This is a genomic window from Bacteroidia bacterium, assembly GCA_040880525.1.
Classification (GTDB): Bacteria; Bacteroidota; Bacteroidia; order CAILMK01; family JBBDIG01; genus JBBDIG01.
The window spans coordinates 100,821-114,726 of record JBBDIG010000037.1 but is presented as its reverse complement, the minus strand read 5'-3'; the positions used below and the strand labels follow the sequence as shown (position 1 = coordinate 114,726).

Genomic DNA, 13,906 nt, shown 5'->3' with positions numbered 1-13,906 from the left:
TGCAATGTAAGAGAATGGGTTATTGATGTTTACCGGCCACTTTACTTAGAAGATTTTCAGGACTTTAATTCATTCCGAGGTAATAATTTTCAGGTTCAGGAAAAAGACCCGGACGGATATTTAGTTGAGAAAGATAGCCTGGGACGTATCGTTTATCGCGATGTAACAATTGAGGAAAACGTAAACAGGCGTAACTATAAAGAAGCCGATAACAAAGGCTACATTGATCCAATGAGTTACAATAACGGTGAGCAGGGCTACGACTTCGGAGTTGCTTCTCTTGTAAATAATGAAGCCCGTGTATATAAAGGTGGCTCATGGAGAGACCGTGCATATTGGATAGCTCCTGGCGCCCGCAGATTTTTGGATCAGGAACAATCGCTGTCTACCCTGGGTTTCCGCTGTGCAATGACTCGTGTAGGCAGCCAGGCTGAATTCAAGCAGAAATAATAAATGACAATGGGAACTGCTTCCATTATATGATTCAACAGCCCTTCTCTCTTGAAGGGCTGTTTTCGTTAAATCTCTTATCTTTCGCCCCAAGTATTTTAAACTTAATTAATGATTGAAAAAATGATGACCCGGAGCAATAAAATGAAATCTGGATTTCTTTACTTTTTAGGTTGTTCACTTACCCTGTTGCTTACAATCCCTCAAAATCTAAATGCTCAATATTATCAGGGCTTGCAGGGCGGAATGAATATTTCAACTTTAATGGGGGGTGACCCACCCTTTCCTAATCCTGATTTTAAGCTTGGTCTCAATGGAGGCTTAGTCTTTGGCCTTGAGTTCTCTGATAAATTTGCCCTGGAAGCCGATTTGGGTATAATTACAAAGGGAGCAAATCAAGATTATACAGAGCCGCTGAGCGATGAACTCGAAATGCGGGTTGAATCTGAACTTAACCTGATTTATGGTCAGGGAGATCTGATTGCTAAATTCTCAACTCCGATAGACCGGATAGGCGTTATACCTTACGGGCCGTTTACCAGAAGAGTATTTTTAGATTTTTTCATAGGTGGCTACGGCTCCTATTTTCTCAGCGGAAATCTAAATAACCAGTATTCTGTATTTAATGCAGATTCTTTGATTAGCGACATGTCCTACGATTCCACAGAAGCTTTTAAATCAAATCAGGAACTCGGGCTTACTTCTATTGATTTCGGTGCCGTTGCAGGATTTGGAATTAAGATCAAGGTAGGGAAAGAAGAGAAAGGACGAATTTTCGCCAATTTCCGTTATGCTTTTGGAATGTACTCAATTGACAATTTACGCTGGCAAAGACTAGAATTCAACGATAAAGGTGACCCAATAATCGTGAGAAGTTCACTTACAAACCAGAGTATCATATTTTCGGTTGGCTATGCCTATTCATTTAAAGGAGGGCCGAACCGGATACAGTAAACTCCGGTTTTACGAATCTCAAAATACGAAGGTGGTTTCTACTATGGAATCACCTTTTTTTATGCTTTTTTCAGGATTGTGCTTCCGGCTTGCTGCCGGAATGTTCCATCAGGAAGATCTTTATGAATTCATCAAGACCACCATCCATTACCCCCTGCACATCAGAAGTTTCGTGGCCTGTACGCAGGTCTTTCACAAGCTTATACGGGTGAATTACATAATTCCGTATTTGAGAACCCCACTCAATTTTCTTCTTGGTTTTCTCCACCTTATCCTTCTCTTCATTCTGTTTCCGCAGTTCCATTTCGTAGAGCCGTGATTTCAGCAATGCCATCGCTTTATCTTTATTCTTTCCCTGCGAACGTTCCTGCTGGCATTCGACAATTATCCCCGAAGGCTCATGCTTTAACCTTACGGCAGTCTCCACCTTGTTCACGTTCTGTCCGCCTGCTCCTCCTGATCTGAATGTATCCCAACTAATATCAGCCGGATTGATCTCTATATCAATCGTATCATCAACCAATGGATAGACAAACACCGAAGCAAAGGAAGTATGCCTTCGGGCATTGGAATCGAAAGGTGAGATTCGTACGAGGCGATGCACACCTGATTCCGACTTCAGATGTCCAAAAGCAAAGGCACCCTCAAATTCCAGCGTTACCGATTTTATACCTGCCTCATCCCCTTCCTGGATATCAATTTCCTTTACTTTATAATCATTTTTTTCGCCCCACATAATGTACATGCGCATCAGCATGGCTGCCCAATCCTGGCTTTCAGTACCTCCTGCACCGGCATTAATATTCATTACGGCATCCATTTCATCGCCTTCTTCACCCAGCATGTTGCGGAATTCGAGCGCCTCAAGTTCGTGCAACATCTTTTGATATTGCTTCATCACTTCCTCCTCACTGGCCTCATCTTCCTGATAGAACTCATAGAGAACACCAAGATCATCAGCCATTGTCTGCAGTCTGTTAAAGCTGCCAGACCACATTTTCAGGGATTTAATTTGCTTGAGTACGACTTGAGCCGATTTCGGATCATTCCAGAAATCGGGCGCTACCGTGAGCTTTTCCAGCTCTTTAATCTGAGATTCTTTTCCAGCGATGTCAAAGATACCTCCTCAGGGACACGATCCGGTCCCTTGCATCGCGAAGCTGCTCTGTTGTTATCATAGCTGCAAAATTATCCAATATTTACCCCTTGCGCAATGCGGTTTCTCCTTTCATCCGCCAGGATAAAATGCATCCTCTATATGGTATATCTCTGAATTGCGACCCCGATACAAAATGGAAATCACATCAAAGCGAATTTCATTCTTCAGGCCATTGGAGAGAATATACTCCTCGGCCACCTCTCCAATCACCTCCTGTTTACGATCGTTCACCGCTTCCTCCGGGAATCCATGAACGTGGCTCCTTCGTGCCTTCACCTCCACAAAAATGATAAGGTCGTCCTTTTGGCAAATAATGTCCACTTCCGTTCTTCCAAAGCGAAAATTGGTAGTGCGAATTGTATAGCCTTTACGCACAAGGAAATCAATCGCCAGCCTCTCCCCGTCCCTGCCGGTATCCAAGTGATCTTTCTTCATCCTAAAATGTTCATGGAAGCACAAGATAGCAGAAAAAGAAATAGATTTGAAACCATCTCACCACAAGCGGGAGTAGCTTTTCACCCGAATAATAATCTTAATAATTTTAAGACGAGTTCCTGCAGCGTATTAAAATTTCTGATTCTTTTCTTTGCTTGCCGAAGTTTAATATTGTCCAAGTGAAAATACTTATAATATATAACGGAAAAATTCCGGTGCTACATTATGGCGGCACTCAGCGTGTGCTATGGTCTGAGGGAAAAGACTTGACAGCTTTGGGGCATAACGTTGTTTATCTTGCGGGAAAGGGTTCTGAATGCCCATTTGCCGAAGTAAGGATATATGATCCATCATTGCCGCTGAATAATCAAATTCCTCCAGATGTAGATGTAATACATTCCCATGTATTATTGAATACGCCAATCACGGAAAAACCGGTCATGTTCACCATTCATGGAAATGGTAAACCGAATGAAACATTTGATATTAATGCAGTCTTTGTTTCGCGAAATCATGCTGAACGACATGGATCAAACCAATTTGTTCCAAATGGACTTGATTTTAATCTGCTGGGAAAGGTGAATTTATCAACTCCCCGACAACATCTGCTCTTTTTAGGAAAAGCAAGTAGACGAGAAAAAAATCTAAGGGGCTGCATTAAATTAGCAAGAAGAGCGGATAAGAAACTCGCTGTAATCGGAGGAAGGGGATTTGACATTTGGGGCAGAACAAAATACTATGGAATGATAGGAGGCCATAAAAAGAATGAAGTCCTACAGAAAACCGATGCTCTTCTCTTCCCCGTCAGGTGGCATGAGCCTCAAGGATTAGCTATTTTAGAAAGCCTTTATTTCGGCTGTCCGGTATTTGGTACAACCTATGGCTCCCTGCCGGAGATTGTTCACGATGAAGTTGGCTTTCTTTCCAACAGCTACTCAGAGCTAGTCGAAGCCATAAAAAATAGTGGTGAATTTGATCGTAAAAAATGCCATGAATACATTGTAGAAAAATTTAATTCAATGAGAATGACCAAAAAATATATTTCTCTGTTTGAAAAGATCATAGCAGGAAAAACTCTTAACACCCAACTACCTAAAGCACTAATTCAAAAAAAGCAAGAGCTGCTTCCTATCCTGGATTAAGGAGGGTATGACAGAGTTGGCAGCCTTATCTTTCGCTTAAAACATATATCTTGAATCAATCAAAATTTTCTTAACTTAGATAGATTTAAAATTACAACTTTTAAAAACTTAAAATCATCAAGCCTAAATAGATGATCAGTATCATCACTTCTGTCCATAATCAGCTTGGAATGAATAAGCTGTTCCTTGAGAATCTCAGAGAGAAAACCAAACTTCCTTTTGAGCTTATTGTAGTAGATAATAACTCTACAGATGGCTCCAGGGAATATTTTACAGCAAATGCCGATAAAATAATTACAAACAATGCTAACTATAGCTATCCGCACTGTCAGAATCAAGGAATTGCAGTAGCTCAGTTTAACCATCTCGCATTTTTCAACAATGACATCATTGTAACCCGAAATTGGGATACTCGGATACTTAAGCTAATGGAGGATAACCAAATTGAAGTGGCTTCTTTTGCCACCAACGATCATTTGGAATCAAAAGAGGCCCATAAAATAATGAGCAGGAGATGGAAGCGTTCTAAAAATCCGATTCATAAAACCCTCGGTACAGGCTATCCTATGCTGAAATTAATGCTATGGTTAATGTATCGCGACCTCGATAAATTTGGAGAGCAACGCTTTGAAAAATTTGGCTATAATACCATAGAAGGCTATAGTGGCTCTTGCATTATAATGAAAAAGAATGTGCTTGATAAAATTGGCCACTGGGACAATCGGATATTGGGCAGCGACTTTGATCTTTTCAACCGGGTAAAAGTGAGATCTATTGAAAAAGGAGACATCAAACCAATTCAGCTTGCTATGGGTATTTATATACACCATTTCCAACGTTTAACACTGCGGTCAAATCGTGAACCCTTTGCAGATCAGGATAATTTTATTACCCTAGAAGAAAAATGGGGAGACCGTACAGCAACATTAAGAAGCGACATTATTGGGTAAAATTAAAATCTTCACTCTACCACTATAATTCTTAAGCTTAAGGAATAACCGGTAAAAATCCCGGTACCCCCAACTATATTTGATTGTAAAAAAGGAGGCTCTGTTATAGGTCGGTTATTTGACTCTTGCGCCATTTTATAGCTTCTTATGAACTCGTAATATTCCTTCGATATGGAGCTTACTTCAACGCCCAGTTCATCCCCCTTCTCATATCGGAAAGGAGACACATAAGGAGTGGAACTTCCATTATATTCTCCTTTAGAAAAATAGTCAATATGGCTTTGATCAGAGAATATATTCAAAAGAAAATACTCGCTATAGTGTGAAGTATCAGTAAAAAAAATAACAATTGCAGCTTCATCAGTTTGCCCATAAAATGTTTGCACAGAATCCACCACAGCAGGAGGAATTATACTAGTGCTACTTGAAATTCGTTCGCCTGTTGCTGTTTCTATTTCCAGGAAATACATATTGTCATAGTCCATTGGCACAGTATCGGCCGACTCATAAACCCCAGGGGTCGTTTCAAAAAGTATAATTTCGGTATTATTACTTTTAATCACCACAAAAGCACCCGATACCATTGCAAAAGGAACTGTATCAGAAAATGCCTGGGTTTTGGATAAAAACAACTGATACGGAAATCCCGGATTAAGATAACACTCTACCGCATACTGCTCCTGGTAATCCGGTAATTTAATTTCTACTTCCTGTTGCATTTCACAGGAGTTGAAAGATAAAATAATCAAAAATAATAGTATAGATCGCATTCGCATTAAAATTTTCGTTTATAGGTTATTGAAGGTATTAATGGTAATAACGATACTTTCTCGGCTCTAAAACCAGTAATTTGATTATTGTCATCACGTTGCGCTTTCATTAACAGATAAAAAGGATTTCTCCTATAGTAGACATTATAAATTGAAATTAATAATGAGCTTCTTTCAGAAAATTTCCGGTTTAGGCTGAGATCAAGATGATGGAAGGCTGGTAAGCGAATATTATTTATATCAGTATAAGTAATAATATAAGTACTCATGGCCCCATAAGGACGATTTCTACCAAATAGACTATACCTCCCCACCGGCAACGTTCCCGGATTGCCACTCGCAAATTCCCAGTTGATGCCAATTTCTGTGCGCTCATTTAACTCATAGCTCCCGGTGAGGTTGATTACGTGCCTGCGATCATAATTTGCGAAAAAGGTGCGGCCCAGGTTTTTCTCGACAAACTGCCGCTTAGCCCATGAGAGCGTGTAGGCCAGGCAGCCGGTCAGGCGGCCGCGCGATTTTTTCAGGAGGAATTCGTTGCCATAACTCCAGCCGGTGCCGGTCACCATTTGGCCCGCAAGGTCAGGCTGGAAAAGAATGTCGGCTCCGGGCGCATATTCCACTACGCCATTCATCCATTTATAATACACCTCTTCTGTAAGCAGCCATTGGCTACCCAATTTAATGTGGAATCCGGCTGAAACCTGGTCGGACCGCTGAAATGGAATTACGTCTGTAGCCGGATACCAAATATCAGTTGGGAAGGAGGTGCGCGAATTTGAGATGAGGTGCGAATACTGATTCATGCGCGCATACGCCATTTTGTAATATACCTTCTGGTGAAGCCGCATGCTTGTGCTGAGCCGTGGCTCCGGATTCAGATAGCGAGTACTGCCATAAGAATAAGCGCTAAGTCGCAGACCTCCGCTCAGTTCCAGCCACCGCAGCGCCTTCCATTGGTCATTTATATACACAGCAGCCGATTGGCTCCGGTGATCCGAGCCGGTAATCGAATGCACATTCAGCCCGGAGATTTCCACTTCTACCTCTTGCGGGAAAAAATGATGGTCAATTAATTCACCACCAAAAGAAATTTTATGATTTGAAAACGTGGTATTAAAAAATCCAACTTTTACTCCCAAATCAGAAATATTGGATTTTAATAATGATATATATCCATCCGTATTGCTCTCTATTGAGTAGCGGTAGCGGGTATTAAATACATCCACACGGGAACTCGTATTCTTGGAAATTTCACTTTTCCAGGCCAGCGAGATCATGGTATTTCCCCATTTATTAAAATAGTCCAACCCCTCTTCCGTACGCAGATAAAGATAATCATCACCATAATATCCATTGAACTGCAGTATATTTTTATCATTTAAATTAAATGAAAATTTCCCGTTCAAATCATGGAAATTATAATTTGGAAGCGGCTGGTAGGATTCTTTATTTCGGCTAAACCAATTGATAGAACGGGTCACAAGATCAGCGTAAGTTCTGCGTCCGGAAATCAGGAAATTGCTCTGGCCCTTTTTCAGCGGACCTTCCACGGTGAGTTTGGAGGCTATGAGGCCAACCGCTGCTGACGCCACCACCGAATCCCGATTTCCATCCCGTGTTTCTACGGCCATCACTGACGACAACCGGCCACCATATTGAGCAGGAAAATCGCCTTTGTATAACGTGACATTGTCTACGATATCTGCATTAAAAACGCTGAGCAATCCTAAAAGATGGTTCACCTGGTAGAGATGCACATTATCCAGCAAAAACAGATTCTGGTCGTGGCTGCCTCCGCGCACAAAAAAACCGGAACTGCCCTCTCCCCCGCCCTGCACACCCGGTAAGGTTTGCAGCGCTTTTATAACGTCAGGTTCGCCCAGGATGGATGGGATTTTCTCTACCTCTTTGCCTGCCATTTTTTCCATGCCCATTTGAGGAGCCTTTACCGGGTCTCCAATTCGCTTTCCGGATATTACCGCTTCCCGCAACTCATATTGCAGCGGTTCCAGCCTGAGAAGCAGAACCGTATCGCTGATTAATTTTAATTGAATATTAAAAGCTTTATGTTCTGACGATAACACCACAAGATTATAGGTACCGGCTTCCGCCCGCAACCTGAAATTTCCTTCTGCAGAACTGAAGGTAGTTTTATACTGAATATGCCGATCTTTCAGCAGAAGGATCTCTGCGTTCGCCAATATGCTGTCAGTGCCGGCTTCGAGTACTTTTCCCGAGATTGAATGGGTTTCTCCGGCCACTCCTGAAAAAGGAATTAAAAATATTAAAGGCAAGAAAACTTTTAAAATACAAAATCTCATTTGCCAAATATAAGGCGGGTATTTTCAATTAAATTTTATTACGCTCTATTCCGGTGGATCGTAGCACCTTCATGTTTTGCGTAAAAAACCACAGCCTCAATGATGATAGGGTTCATTTCCCAAAATGGAGAAAGCCCGGTAGAGCTGCTCTAAAAAGACTACCCGCACCAAATCGTGGGGCATCGTCATGGCTGAAAGCGCCAGCATCGCTTGTTTCCGCTCGTATAGTTGCTCGTGGAAGCCGTGGGCCCCGCCAGCAAGAAAGACCATGCGGCCGGAAACATGATTCAACAACTGCTGCAGGTATTGCGAAAACTGGCGTGAGGTATATTGATTTCCCCGTTCATCCAGCAGTACCAAATGATCTGTATTCTGCAACCGCTTCAGCACCGCATCCTTTTCGGTCTCCCGTACCTGCTCAGGATTTTGTGACCGCTTTTTACCTGCAATTATTATTTCCTGCATTTCAAAACTTGTGTAGCGGCCAATGCGCGCGGCATATTTTTCTATCCCTTCATTCAGATAATTATTTGCTGTAACGCCCGTTGCCCAAAAAGCTATTTTCATAGCGGAAATTAATAGGTGCGTTTTTCCTCAATCTGGCGCCATACCTCGAAAAGGTTCAGCGCTTCCGGCAGTGGCTGCAGGGTCATGTTCACCGATCTTTCTGAGGGCGGTTTCTGCATTTCATCCAGCAAAAGACGATCTATGAATCCGGCATTTTCGGCATCATGGCGGGTACTGCCATAAATCACCTTTGGAATGCGCGCCCAGTAAATAGCGCCAAGACACATGGGACAGGGTTCGCAGGTTGCGTACAAGGTGCAGTCGTCAAGATGATAGCGGCCGAGCACCCGGCAGGCCTTCCGGATCGCCTGAACTTCCGCATGGGCTGTGGGATCATTTTCCTGCAATACTGCATTTCCCGAAGCGGCTATTACCTCACCGTCTTTTATAATGATCGCTCCGAAAGGACCGCCAATTCCGGCCTCCATGGTTTGCAGCGCCACTTCGGCAGCCTGCCTCAAATACCGGAGTACTTCCCTACTCATTGGGTGCTGCCGTTGCTTCCCTGCTTATCTTTATTCCTGCTGTTCTCTCCGCGCTCTCGCGGTGTAAGCACAGCCATGATGGCACTGGCTTTTGCGATGACCTGCTCCCCGCCTTCCGCATCCACCACCAGTACCTCACCTTCGCAGAAATGGAGTTTTTTCCCCGGTTTTACAACCCATCCGCGTGCTTTTACTTTGACTCCGCGTCCGGGACTAAAGTAGGAGATTTTGAGATCTGCCGTTACCACGCACTGATGCGGCTCCACCAGGGAGAATGCAGCAAAACCGCAAACTATGTCAGCAAGTGTGGCCGTAACGCCACCATGCACCATTCCGTCCTGCTGCTGCAAGAATTTATGCAGTCCCACTTCGCCTTCAATATAGGCTTCGTTTATTTCTGTGAGTTCGAAACCAATGTGCCGCATAAACTCCTGGCCTTCGAGCTTTCTCGCAATAAGCGCTCTGAATTCCGGGTTTCTGCTTTTAAACCTGCGCTGCTCCGTGGACTGCATTTTCGATTTTTTCCTGATTATATTCTTCGTGTATATCTGTCAGTACCTCATTTCCATTTTCAGTAATCAAAATGGTATGTTCAAACTGTGCTGAGAGCTTTCCGTCAATCGTGCGTGCGGTCCACTTATCCTGCTTGTCCACCTTTGTACGGGCCTTTCCCTGGTTAATCATGGGTTCCACCGTAAAGATCATTCCCGGCTTCATCTTTTTTCCGCTGTCTTTTTCGGCCACAAATGGCACTTCCGGATCTTCGTGGAATTTCAGACCCACGCCATGTCCACAGAATTCGTAAACCACCCCATAATTACGGCTGGCAGCATACTCCTTTATTTTATACCCGATATTTCCAAAATAATTACCGGGATAACATTCACGGATTCCAATGTCAAGGCATTCTTTAGCAGCAGCAATAAGGTTTCCGGCATCTTCAGAAATCTCGCCTACCGTATACATCCGGCTGGTGTCGCCAAAATATCCGTTCAGGATGGGCGTGACATCAATATTCAGAATGTCACCGTCCTTCAGCGTCTGCGATCCGGGAATTCCATGACAAACCACTTCATTTAAAGAAATGCATGAAGCTGCCGGGTAGCCATTGTAATTGAGCGTTGCAGGCCGCGCACTATGCGCTTCCATATAATCTTCAATTTTCCGGTTCAGGAAAGCTGTCGTTACCCCTGGTTTCACGAATTCCTCTATATAATCCAGGATGTCGGCTGCCAGGATACAACTTTCCCTGATGCCTGCAACCTGTTTTTCGCTTTTAATAATAATTCCCATTTTTAATTTATTCTGAACGTAATCTTTAATTTTTGTAAAATAAGTCAAATCGACCATAAGCAAGGAAATCCGTTACATCCGATGAGCCGGACTTGAATTAATAATGATTCTGATCCTGTATTCCGGCCTGAGCTTTTTGAATTTCAGCAAATGCCGTTATTGCTCCTCCACGATGAAAATTCCCTGCATAGCCTGCCAATGGCCGGGATAAGTACAAACGAATTCATAAGTGCCTGGCTTTGGTGCGTTGAACGCCAGCGTGGTCGATTCTCCCGGGCCAATAACCTCTGAGAATGCCACCACATTTCTCGAATTTTGAGGAACATAACTGGTGCCGGCTGCTCTGGCGCCTTCTATTGATACCTCTTCTATCGAACCTCTCCGCACAATGACAATATTGTGCTGCATAAAGCTGTCAGTTGCTTCATTTCTGAGCGTTAGCATTATTTTACGCTTAGCCGGAACGCGCAGTGTATCCCTGTCATAACGCATTTCCTGCATGTTTTCTCCCTGCGCCAATACGATGAGAGCAAACTCTTCCTCATACGCCTCTCCCGTTACAAAATCCGGTTCAGGCCTGTCCTCAGGCCTCATTTCTGGCAGTGTGTCTCCTTCATGCTGTACGGTAACCTGCGGATCAGTCGCATTGTGCCGGTCATCCGGAGGCGTATTGCAGGCGCTCAGCATCAATAGAATAAAAGGCGCTAACATCAAATTTTTCTTCAGATTCATTGGATTCTGTTTTTCTGTTTATTAAATATTTGATCAGGAAAATTGATCGAGGGCTTTTGTGATCATACCGGCCGGAATAGCGCCTGATTCACGCCAAACCATTTTTCCTTCTTTAAAAATCATAAAGGTTGGAACCCCCCGCACCTGGTATTGATTTGCAATTTCAGGGTTTTTATCAATGTCTATTTTAATGACACGGGCCTTTCCGGAATATTTCCCGGCAATATCCTTTATTACCGGAGACATGGATTTGCACGGGCCGCACCACTCTGCATGAAAATCAATGAGTACCGGCTTCGGTCCCTCAATAAGGCTTTGAAAGGTGGTCTTAGGCATGGCTTAACCGATTGCGTCTACATTAACTGAGCGATCAATTTTCTTAACCAGCGATCGCAATACTTTGCCAGGCCCGACTTCCACAAAATCCGTAGCTCCGTCCTTGATCATTTGCTCTACGCTTTGCTTCCATTTAACCGGTGCGGTAAGCTGGCTCACAAGGTTTTTCTTTATCTGCTCCGGATCCGTCTCTCCTTTCGCAGAAAAATTCTGATACACCGGGCATGAGGGTGCTGTGAATTTGGTTTTTTCAATGGCCTCTGCCAGTTCCACCCGTGCCGGTTCCATGAGTGGAGAATGAAACGCTCCGCTCACATTAAGAATTATTGTTTTCTTTCCATGCTTTTCCAGGGCTTCACAGGCTTTTTTCACGCCTTCTGTAGTTCCGGAGATCACTACCTGGCCAGGTGAATTGTAATTGGCGGCCACCACGATGTCATCTACGTCATTACAAACCTGCTGTACGAGTTCATCGTCCGTGCCCAGAATCGCAGCCATGATGCTTTGCTCTGCATCGCAGGCTCTCTGCATGGCTTCGGCTCTGCGGGCTACCAGGAGCAGCGCATCCTCAAAGGGCATGGCTCCAACAGCCGCCAATGCAGACAACTCACCTAACGAATGGCCGGCTGCCATATCAGGTTTAAAGGATTCGCCAACTGACCGGGCCGCTGCCACCGAATGCAGGAAAATTGCCGGTTGGGTAACGCGCGTCTGTTTCAGGTCTTTGTCCTCGCCTTCAAACATTATATCAGTGATCCTGAAATTCAGGATCTGGTTTCCACGCTCAAAAATCTCCCGGGCTTCCTCATTTTGCTCATAAAGCTCATTGCCCATCCCTACAAACTGGCTGCCCTGGCCCGGAAATATATATGCTTTTTTCATCTTCCTGATTTAACTCAATCACCTCCCCAAAAGTTGAATTTTTGAGAAATGCGGTGCAAAGATAATTAGTCTGCAACGGGCATCCAGTGGCACAGCCTGAACGATTTCAATACGCTGTGAAATCATACGCCCTGTGATGCCCATGGGCGTTGGTAGCTTAAAGGCAAGTACCGACAAATTGAACATCAGGGTTTTAACCTATGCTCTTTTAGCAGCTAAAATGAAGATGCTTCGTACAGCTCTGCAGCGAAGTAATACCGATTTTAAGTTTTTAATCGGCATGTGCCTATTTCTGCTTCTTCGCTACCCATGCTAAGATCATCACCTTTTCGGCTTTACTTAGTTCACTGATAGTGCTTTGCCATTCGGCCACGGCTGCGTCATACGCCACAGCATCGCCTGCATCAGCGCTGGCTATCAGTTTCACAGCAACGTTTGAGAGCTTATCGGCTTTCTTCGTCATCAACACATTGCGCAGAAAGTGCTGCAGTTCCTGATTGGCAGCGATCTGCTCAGGGCTGGCAGATACCTCCCGGTTGGCTCTTTTTAGCCCGGCACAGTCACATTCCGCGTAAAAAATATTGCCGCTGCAGGTAAGCCCGCGATCGCCCTTTTGAGGCTGTACGCTGCAACTGCCGCCATAGGGGCTGCTGGCAGTGCAGTAGCCTGCCTCTTCATTTTCTGAATTTGAAAGATTAATAGTAAAAAAACTGAAAGCGCTTAAGATGAATGTGAGAAAAAGAAATTTCATGATTTTGGTTTAATTAATAGTTGAACGCAAATAAGAGGAAAAGAAGGAAGGTTTTGTTACAGCTATTGGTAAAAAAATCCCCTGATGGAGTTGCCTTTAAAAAACTTCGTGAGCCTTTGTGCCTTCGCGTCTTAGTGTCCATTTCTTAAAAAACCCTTTGTGCCACTTGGTGTGCTCAGTGCCTTTGTGGCAATTCTTAGTATGGCAATTCTTTTTGATTCACTTCCTTTGCAGCCCAATTCAAAAACTAACAACAATCATGGTAAACGTTGGCGATAACTTCACACACAAATTCTCTTACACCCAGGAAGACGTAGACAAGTTCGCTGAGGTAACAGGCGATACCAATCCCCTTCATATTGACGAAGAAGCGGGGAAGAACAGCATTTTCGGCAAGCGGGTAATGCACGGCTTCTTTGGCGGCAGCGTATTCACAAAGATCTTCGGAACGCTCTTCCATGCTGATGGCAATGTATACCTGAAGCAAAACATGACCTTTCGCAGGCCCATGTTTGTGGATACGGAGTACGAGGCCGTACTGACGGTAAAGGAAATTGACCGGGAGAAAAACCGGGCTTTGATTGAAACCAATATCCGGGATGTAGCAACCGGGGAAATAACAACGACCGGTGAGGCCCTGATGATGAACAAGAAAGCGTTCGTTTAGATTGCAGGC

At 43.9% G+C, this 13,906-nt stretch carries 17 protein-coding genes; 5 read left to right on the top strand and 12 right to left on the bottom strand.

The window, feature by feature from the left end; translation table 11 throughout:
* A partial coding sequence (locus WD077_10965; GenBank protein ID MEX0967749.1) for a gliding motility lipoprotein GldJ occupies positions 1 to 450 on the top strand: 450 nt, incomplete at its 5' end.
* A gap of 111 nt (positions 451 to 561) precedes the next feature.
* The gene (locus WD077_10960) at positions 562 to 1,404 is read left to right on the top strand and encodes a porin family protein (GenBank protein ID MEX0967748.1); all 843 of its coding nucleotides are present in this window, start codon (positions 562 to 564) and stop codon (positions 1,402 to 1,404) included.
* A gap of 70 nt (positions 1,405 to 1,474) precedes the next feature.
* On the opposite strand, the gene prfB is transcribed toward WD077_10960, so the two are convergent.
* Both prfB and WD077_10950 read right to left on the bottom strand, forming a co-directional pair.
* Positions 1,475 to 2,579 (bottom strand): peptide chain release factor 2 gene (gene prfB, locus WD077_10955; protein MEX0967747.1). Its coding sequence is split into 2 segments (ribosomal slippage): positions 1,475 to 2,518 and positions 2,520 to 2,579, totalling 1,104 coding nucleotides; the frame shifts between segments, so codons are not numbered across the junction.
* Between the two features lie 53 nt (positions 2,580 to 2,632).
* On the bottom strand, positions 2,633 to 2,998 hold the full coding sequence (locus tag WD077_10950; GenBank protein ID MEX0967746.1) for a YraN family protein: 366 nt from the start codon (positions 2,996 to 2,998) through the stop codon (positions 2,633 to 2,635).
* Positions 2,999 to 3,177: 179 nt separating this feature from the next.
* On the opposite strand from WD077_10950, the gene WD077_10945 reads away from it, so the two are divergent.
* On the top strand, positions 3,178 to 4,140 hold the full coding sequence (locus WD077_10945; GenBank protein MEX0967745.1) for a glycosyltransferase: 963 nt from the start codon (positions 3,178 to 3,180) through the stop codon (positions 4,138 to 4,140).
* A 131-nt stretch (positions 4,141 to 4,271) separates the two neighbouring features.
* Positions 4,272 to 5,090, top strand: a complete 819-nt coding sequence (locus WD077_10940; protein ID MEX0967744.1) for a glycosyltransferase — start codon at positions 4,272 to 4,274, stop codon at positions 5,088 to 5,090.
* A gap of 11 nt (positions 5,091 to 5,101) precedes the next feature.
* On the opposite strand, the gene WD077_10935 is transcribed toward WD077_10940, so the two are convergent.
* The 10 genes from WD077_10935 to WD077_10890 all read right to left on the bottom strand — a co-directional run bounded on the left by WD077_10935 (position 5,102) and on the right by WD077_10890 (position 13,230).
* Complete coding sequence (locus WD077_10935) at positions 5,102 to 5,809, bottom strand: DUF4249 family protein (GenBank protein MEX0967743.1); 708 nt, start codon at positions 5,807 to 5,809, stop codon at positions 5,102 to 5,104.
* Between the two features lie 56 nt (positions 5,810 to 5,865).
* Positions 5,866 to 8,157, bottom strand: a complete 2,292-nt coding sequence (locus tag WD077_10930; GenBank protein ID MEX0967742.1) for a TonB-dependent receptor — start codon at positions 8,155 to 8,157, stop codon at positions 5,866 to 5,868.
* A 123-nt stretch (positions 8,158 to 8,280) separates the two neighbouring features.
* The gene (locus WD077_10925) at positions 8,281 to 8,751 is read right to left on the bottom strand and encodes a 23S rRNA (pseudouridine(1915)-N(3))-methyltransferase RlmH (GenBank protein MEX0967741.1); all 471 of its coding nucleotides are present in this window, start codon (positions 8,749 to 8,751) and stop codon (positions 8,281 to 8,283) included.
* A gap of 8 nt (positions 8,752 to 8,759) precedes the next feature.
* Positions 8,760 to 9,236 (bottom strand): nucleoside deaminase, encoded by a 477-nt coding sequence (locus WD077_10920; GenBank protein MEX0967740.1) that lies wholly within the window; start codon positions 9,234 to 9,236, stop codon positions 8,760 to 8,762.
* Entirely contained in the window at positions 9,233 to 9,748 is a 516-nt protein-coding gene (locus WD077_10915; protein ID MEX0967739.1) for a PaaI family thioesterase, read from the bottom strand. The genes WD077_10920 and WD077_10915 overlap by 4 nt, the downstream gene beginning before the upstream one ends.
* Positions 9,720 to 10,529 carry a type I methionyl aminopeptidase gene (gene map, locus WD077_10910; GenBank protein MEX0967738.1) on the bottom strand — a complete coding sequence of 270 codons (810 nt, stop codon included), beginning with the start codon at positions 10,527 to 10,529 and terminating at the stop codon, positions 9,720 to 9,722. Before map ends, WD077_10915 begins: the two co-directional genes overlap by 29 nt.
* Positions 10,530 to 10,685: 156 nt before the next feature.
* Positions 10,686 to 11,261: a plastocyanin/azurin family copper-binding protein gene (locus WD077_10905; GenBank protein ID MEX0967737.1), complete on the bottom strand. Its 576-nt coding sequence runs from the start codon at positions 11,259 to 11,261 to the stop codon at positions 10,686 to 10,688.
* A 33-nt stretch (positions 11,262 to 11,294) separates the two neighbouring features.
* On the bottom strand, positions 11,295 to 11,597 hold the full coding sequence (gene trxA / locus WD077_10900; protein ID MEX0967736.1) for a thioredoxin: 303 nt from the start codon (positions 11,595 to 11,597) through the stop codon (positions 11,295 to 11,297).
* 3 nt (positions 11,598 to 11,600) lie between these two features.
* Entirely contained in the window at positions 11,601 to 12,479 is an 879-nt protein-coding gene (gene fabD / locus WD077_10895) for an ACP S-malonyltransferase (GenBank protein MEX0967735.1), read from the bottom strand.
* Positions 12,480 to 12,765: 286 nt separating this feature from the next.
* Entirely contained in the window at positions 12,766 to 13,230 is a 465-nt protein-coding gene (locus WD077_10890) for a hypothetical protein (protein ID MEX0967734.1), read from the bottom strand.
* A 259-nt stretch (positions 13,231 to 13,489) separates the two neighbouring features.
* On the opposite strand from WD077_10890, the gene WD077_10885 reads away from it, so the two are divergent.
* A complete protein-coding gene (locus WD077_10885) occupies positions 13,490 to 13,897 on the top strand; it encodes a MaoC family dehydratase (protein MEX0967733.1) in 408 nt (135 codons plus the stop codon).
* The last annotated feature ends 9 nt before the right edge of the window (positions 13,898 to 13,906 follow it).

Coding starts and splice junctions, on each gene's coding strand:
- WD077_10960 (MEX0967748.1), top strand. CDS start 562: ATGATTGAAAAAATGATGACCCGGAGCAATAAAATGAAATCTGGATTT.
- WD077_10950 (MEX0967746.1), bottom strand. CDS start 2,998: ATGAAGAAAGATCACTTGGATACCGGCAGGGACGGGGAGAGGCTGGCG.
- WD077_10940 (MEX0967744.1), top strand. CDS start 4,272: ATGATCAGTATCATCACTTCTGTCCATAATCAGCTTGGAATGAATAAG.
- WD077_10935 (MEX0967743.1), bottom strand. CDS start 5,809: ATGCAACAGGAAGTAGAAATTAAATTACCGGATTACCAGGAGCAGTAT.
- WD077_10925 (MEX0967741.1), bottom strand. CDS start 8,751: ATGAAAATAGCTTTTTGGGCAACGGGCGTTACAGCAAATAATTATCTG.
- WD077_10920 (MEX0967740.1), bottom strand. CDS start 9,236: ATGAGTAGGGAAGTACTCCGGTATTTGAGGCAGGCTGCCGAAGTGGCG.
- WD077_10915 (MEX0967739.1), bottom strand. CDS start 9,748: ATGCAGTCCACGGAGCAGCGCAGGTTTAAAAGCAGAAACCCGGAATTC.
- map (MEX0967738.1), bottom strand. CDS start 10,529: ATGGGAATTATTATTAAAAGCGAAAAACAGGTTGCAGGCATCAGGGAA.
- WD077_10905 (MEX0967737.1), bottom strand. CDS start 11,261: ATGAATCTGAAGAAAAATTTGATGTTAGCGCCTTTTATTCTATTGATG.
- trxA (MEX0967736.1), bottom strand. CDS start 11,597: ATGCCTAAGACCACCTTTCAAAGCCTTATTGAGGGACCGAAGCCGGTA.
- fabD (MEX0967735.1), bottom strand. CDS start 12,479: ATGAAAAAAGCATATATATTTCCGGGCCAGGGCAGCCAGTTTGTAGGG.
- WD077_10890 (MEX0967734.1), bottom strand. CDS start 13,230: ATGAAATTTCTTTTTCTCACATTCATCTTAAGCGCTTTCAGTTTTTTT.
- WD077_10885 (MEX0967733.1), top strand. CDS start 13,490: ATGGTAAACGTTGGCGATAACTTCACACACAAATTCTCTTACACCCAG.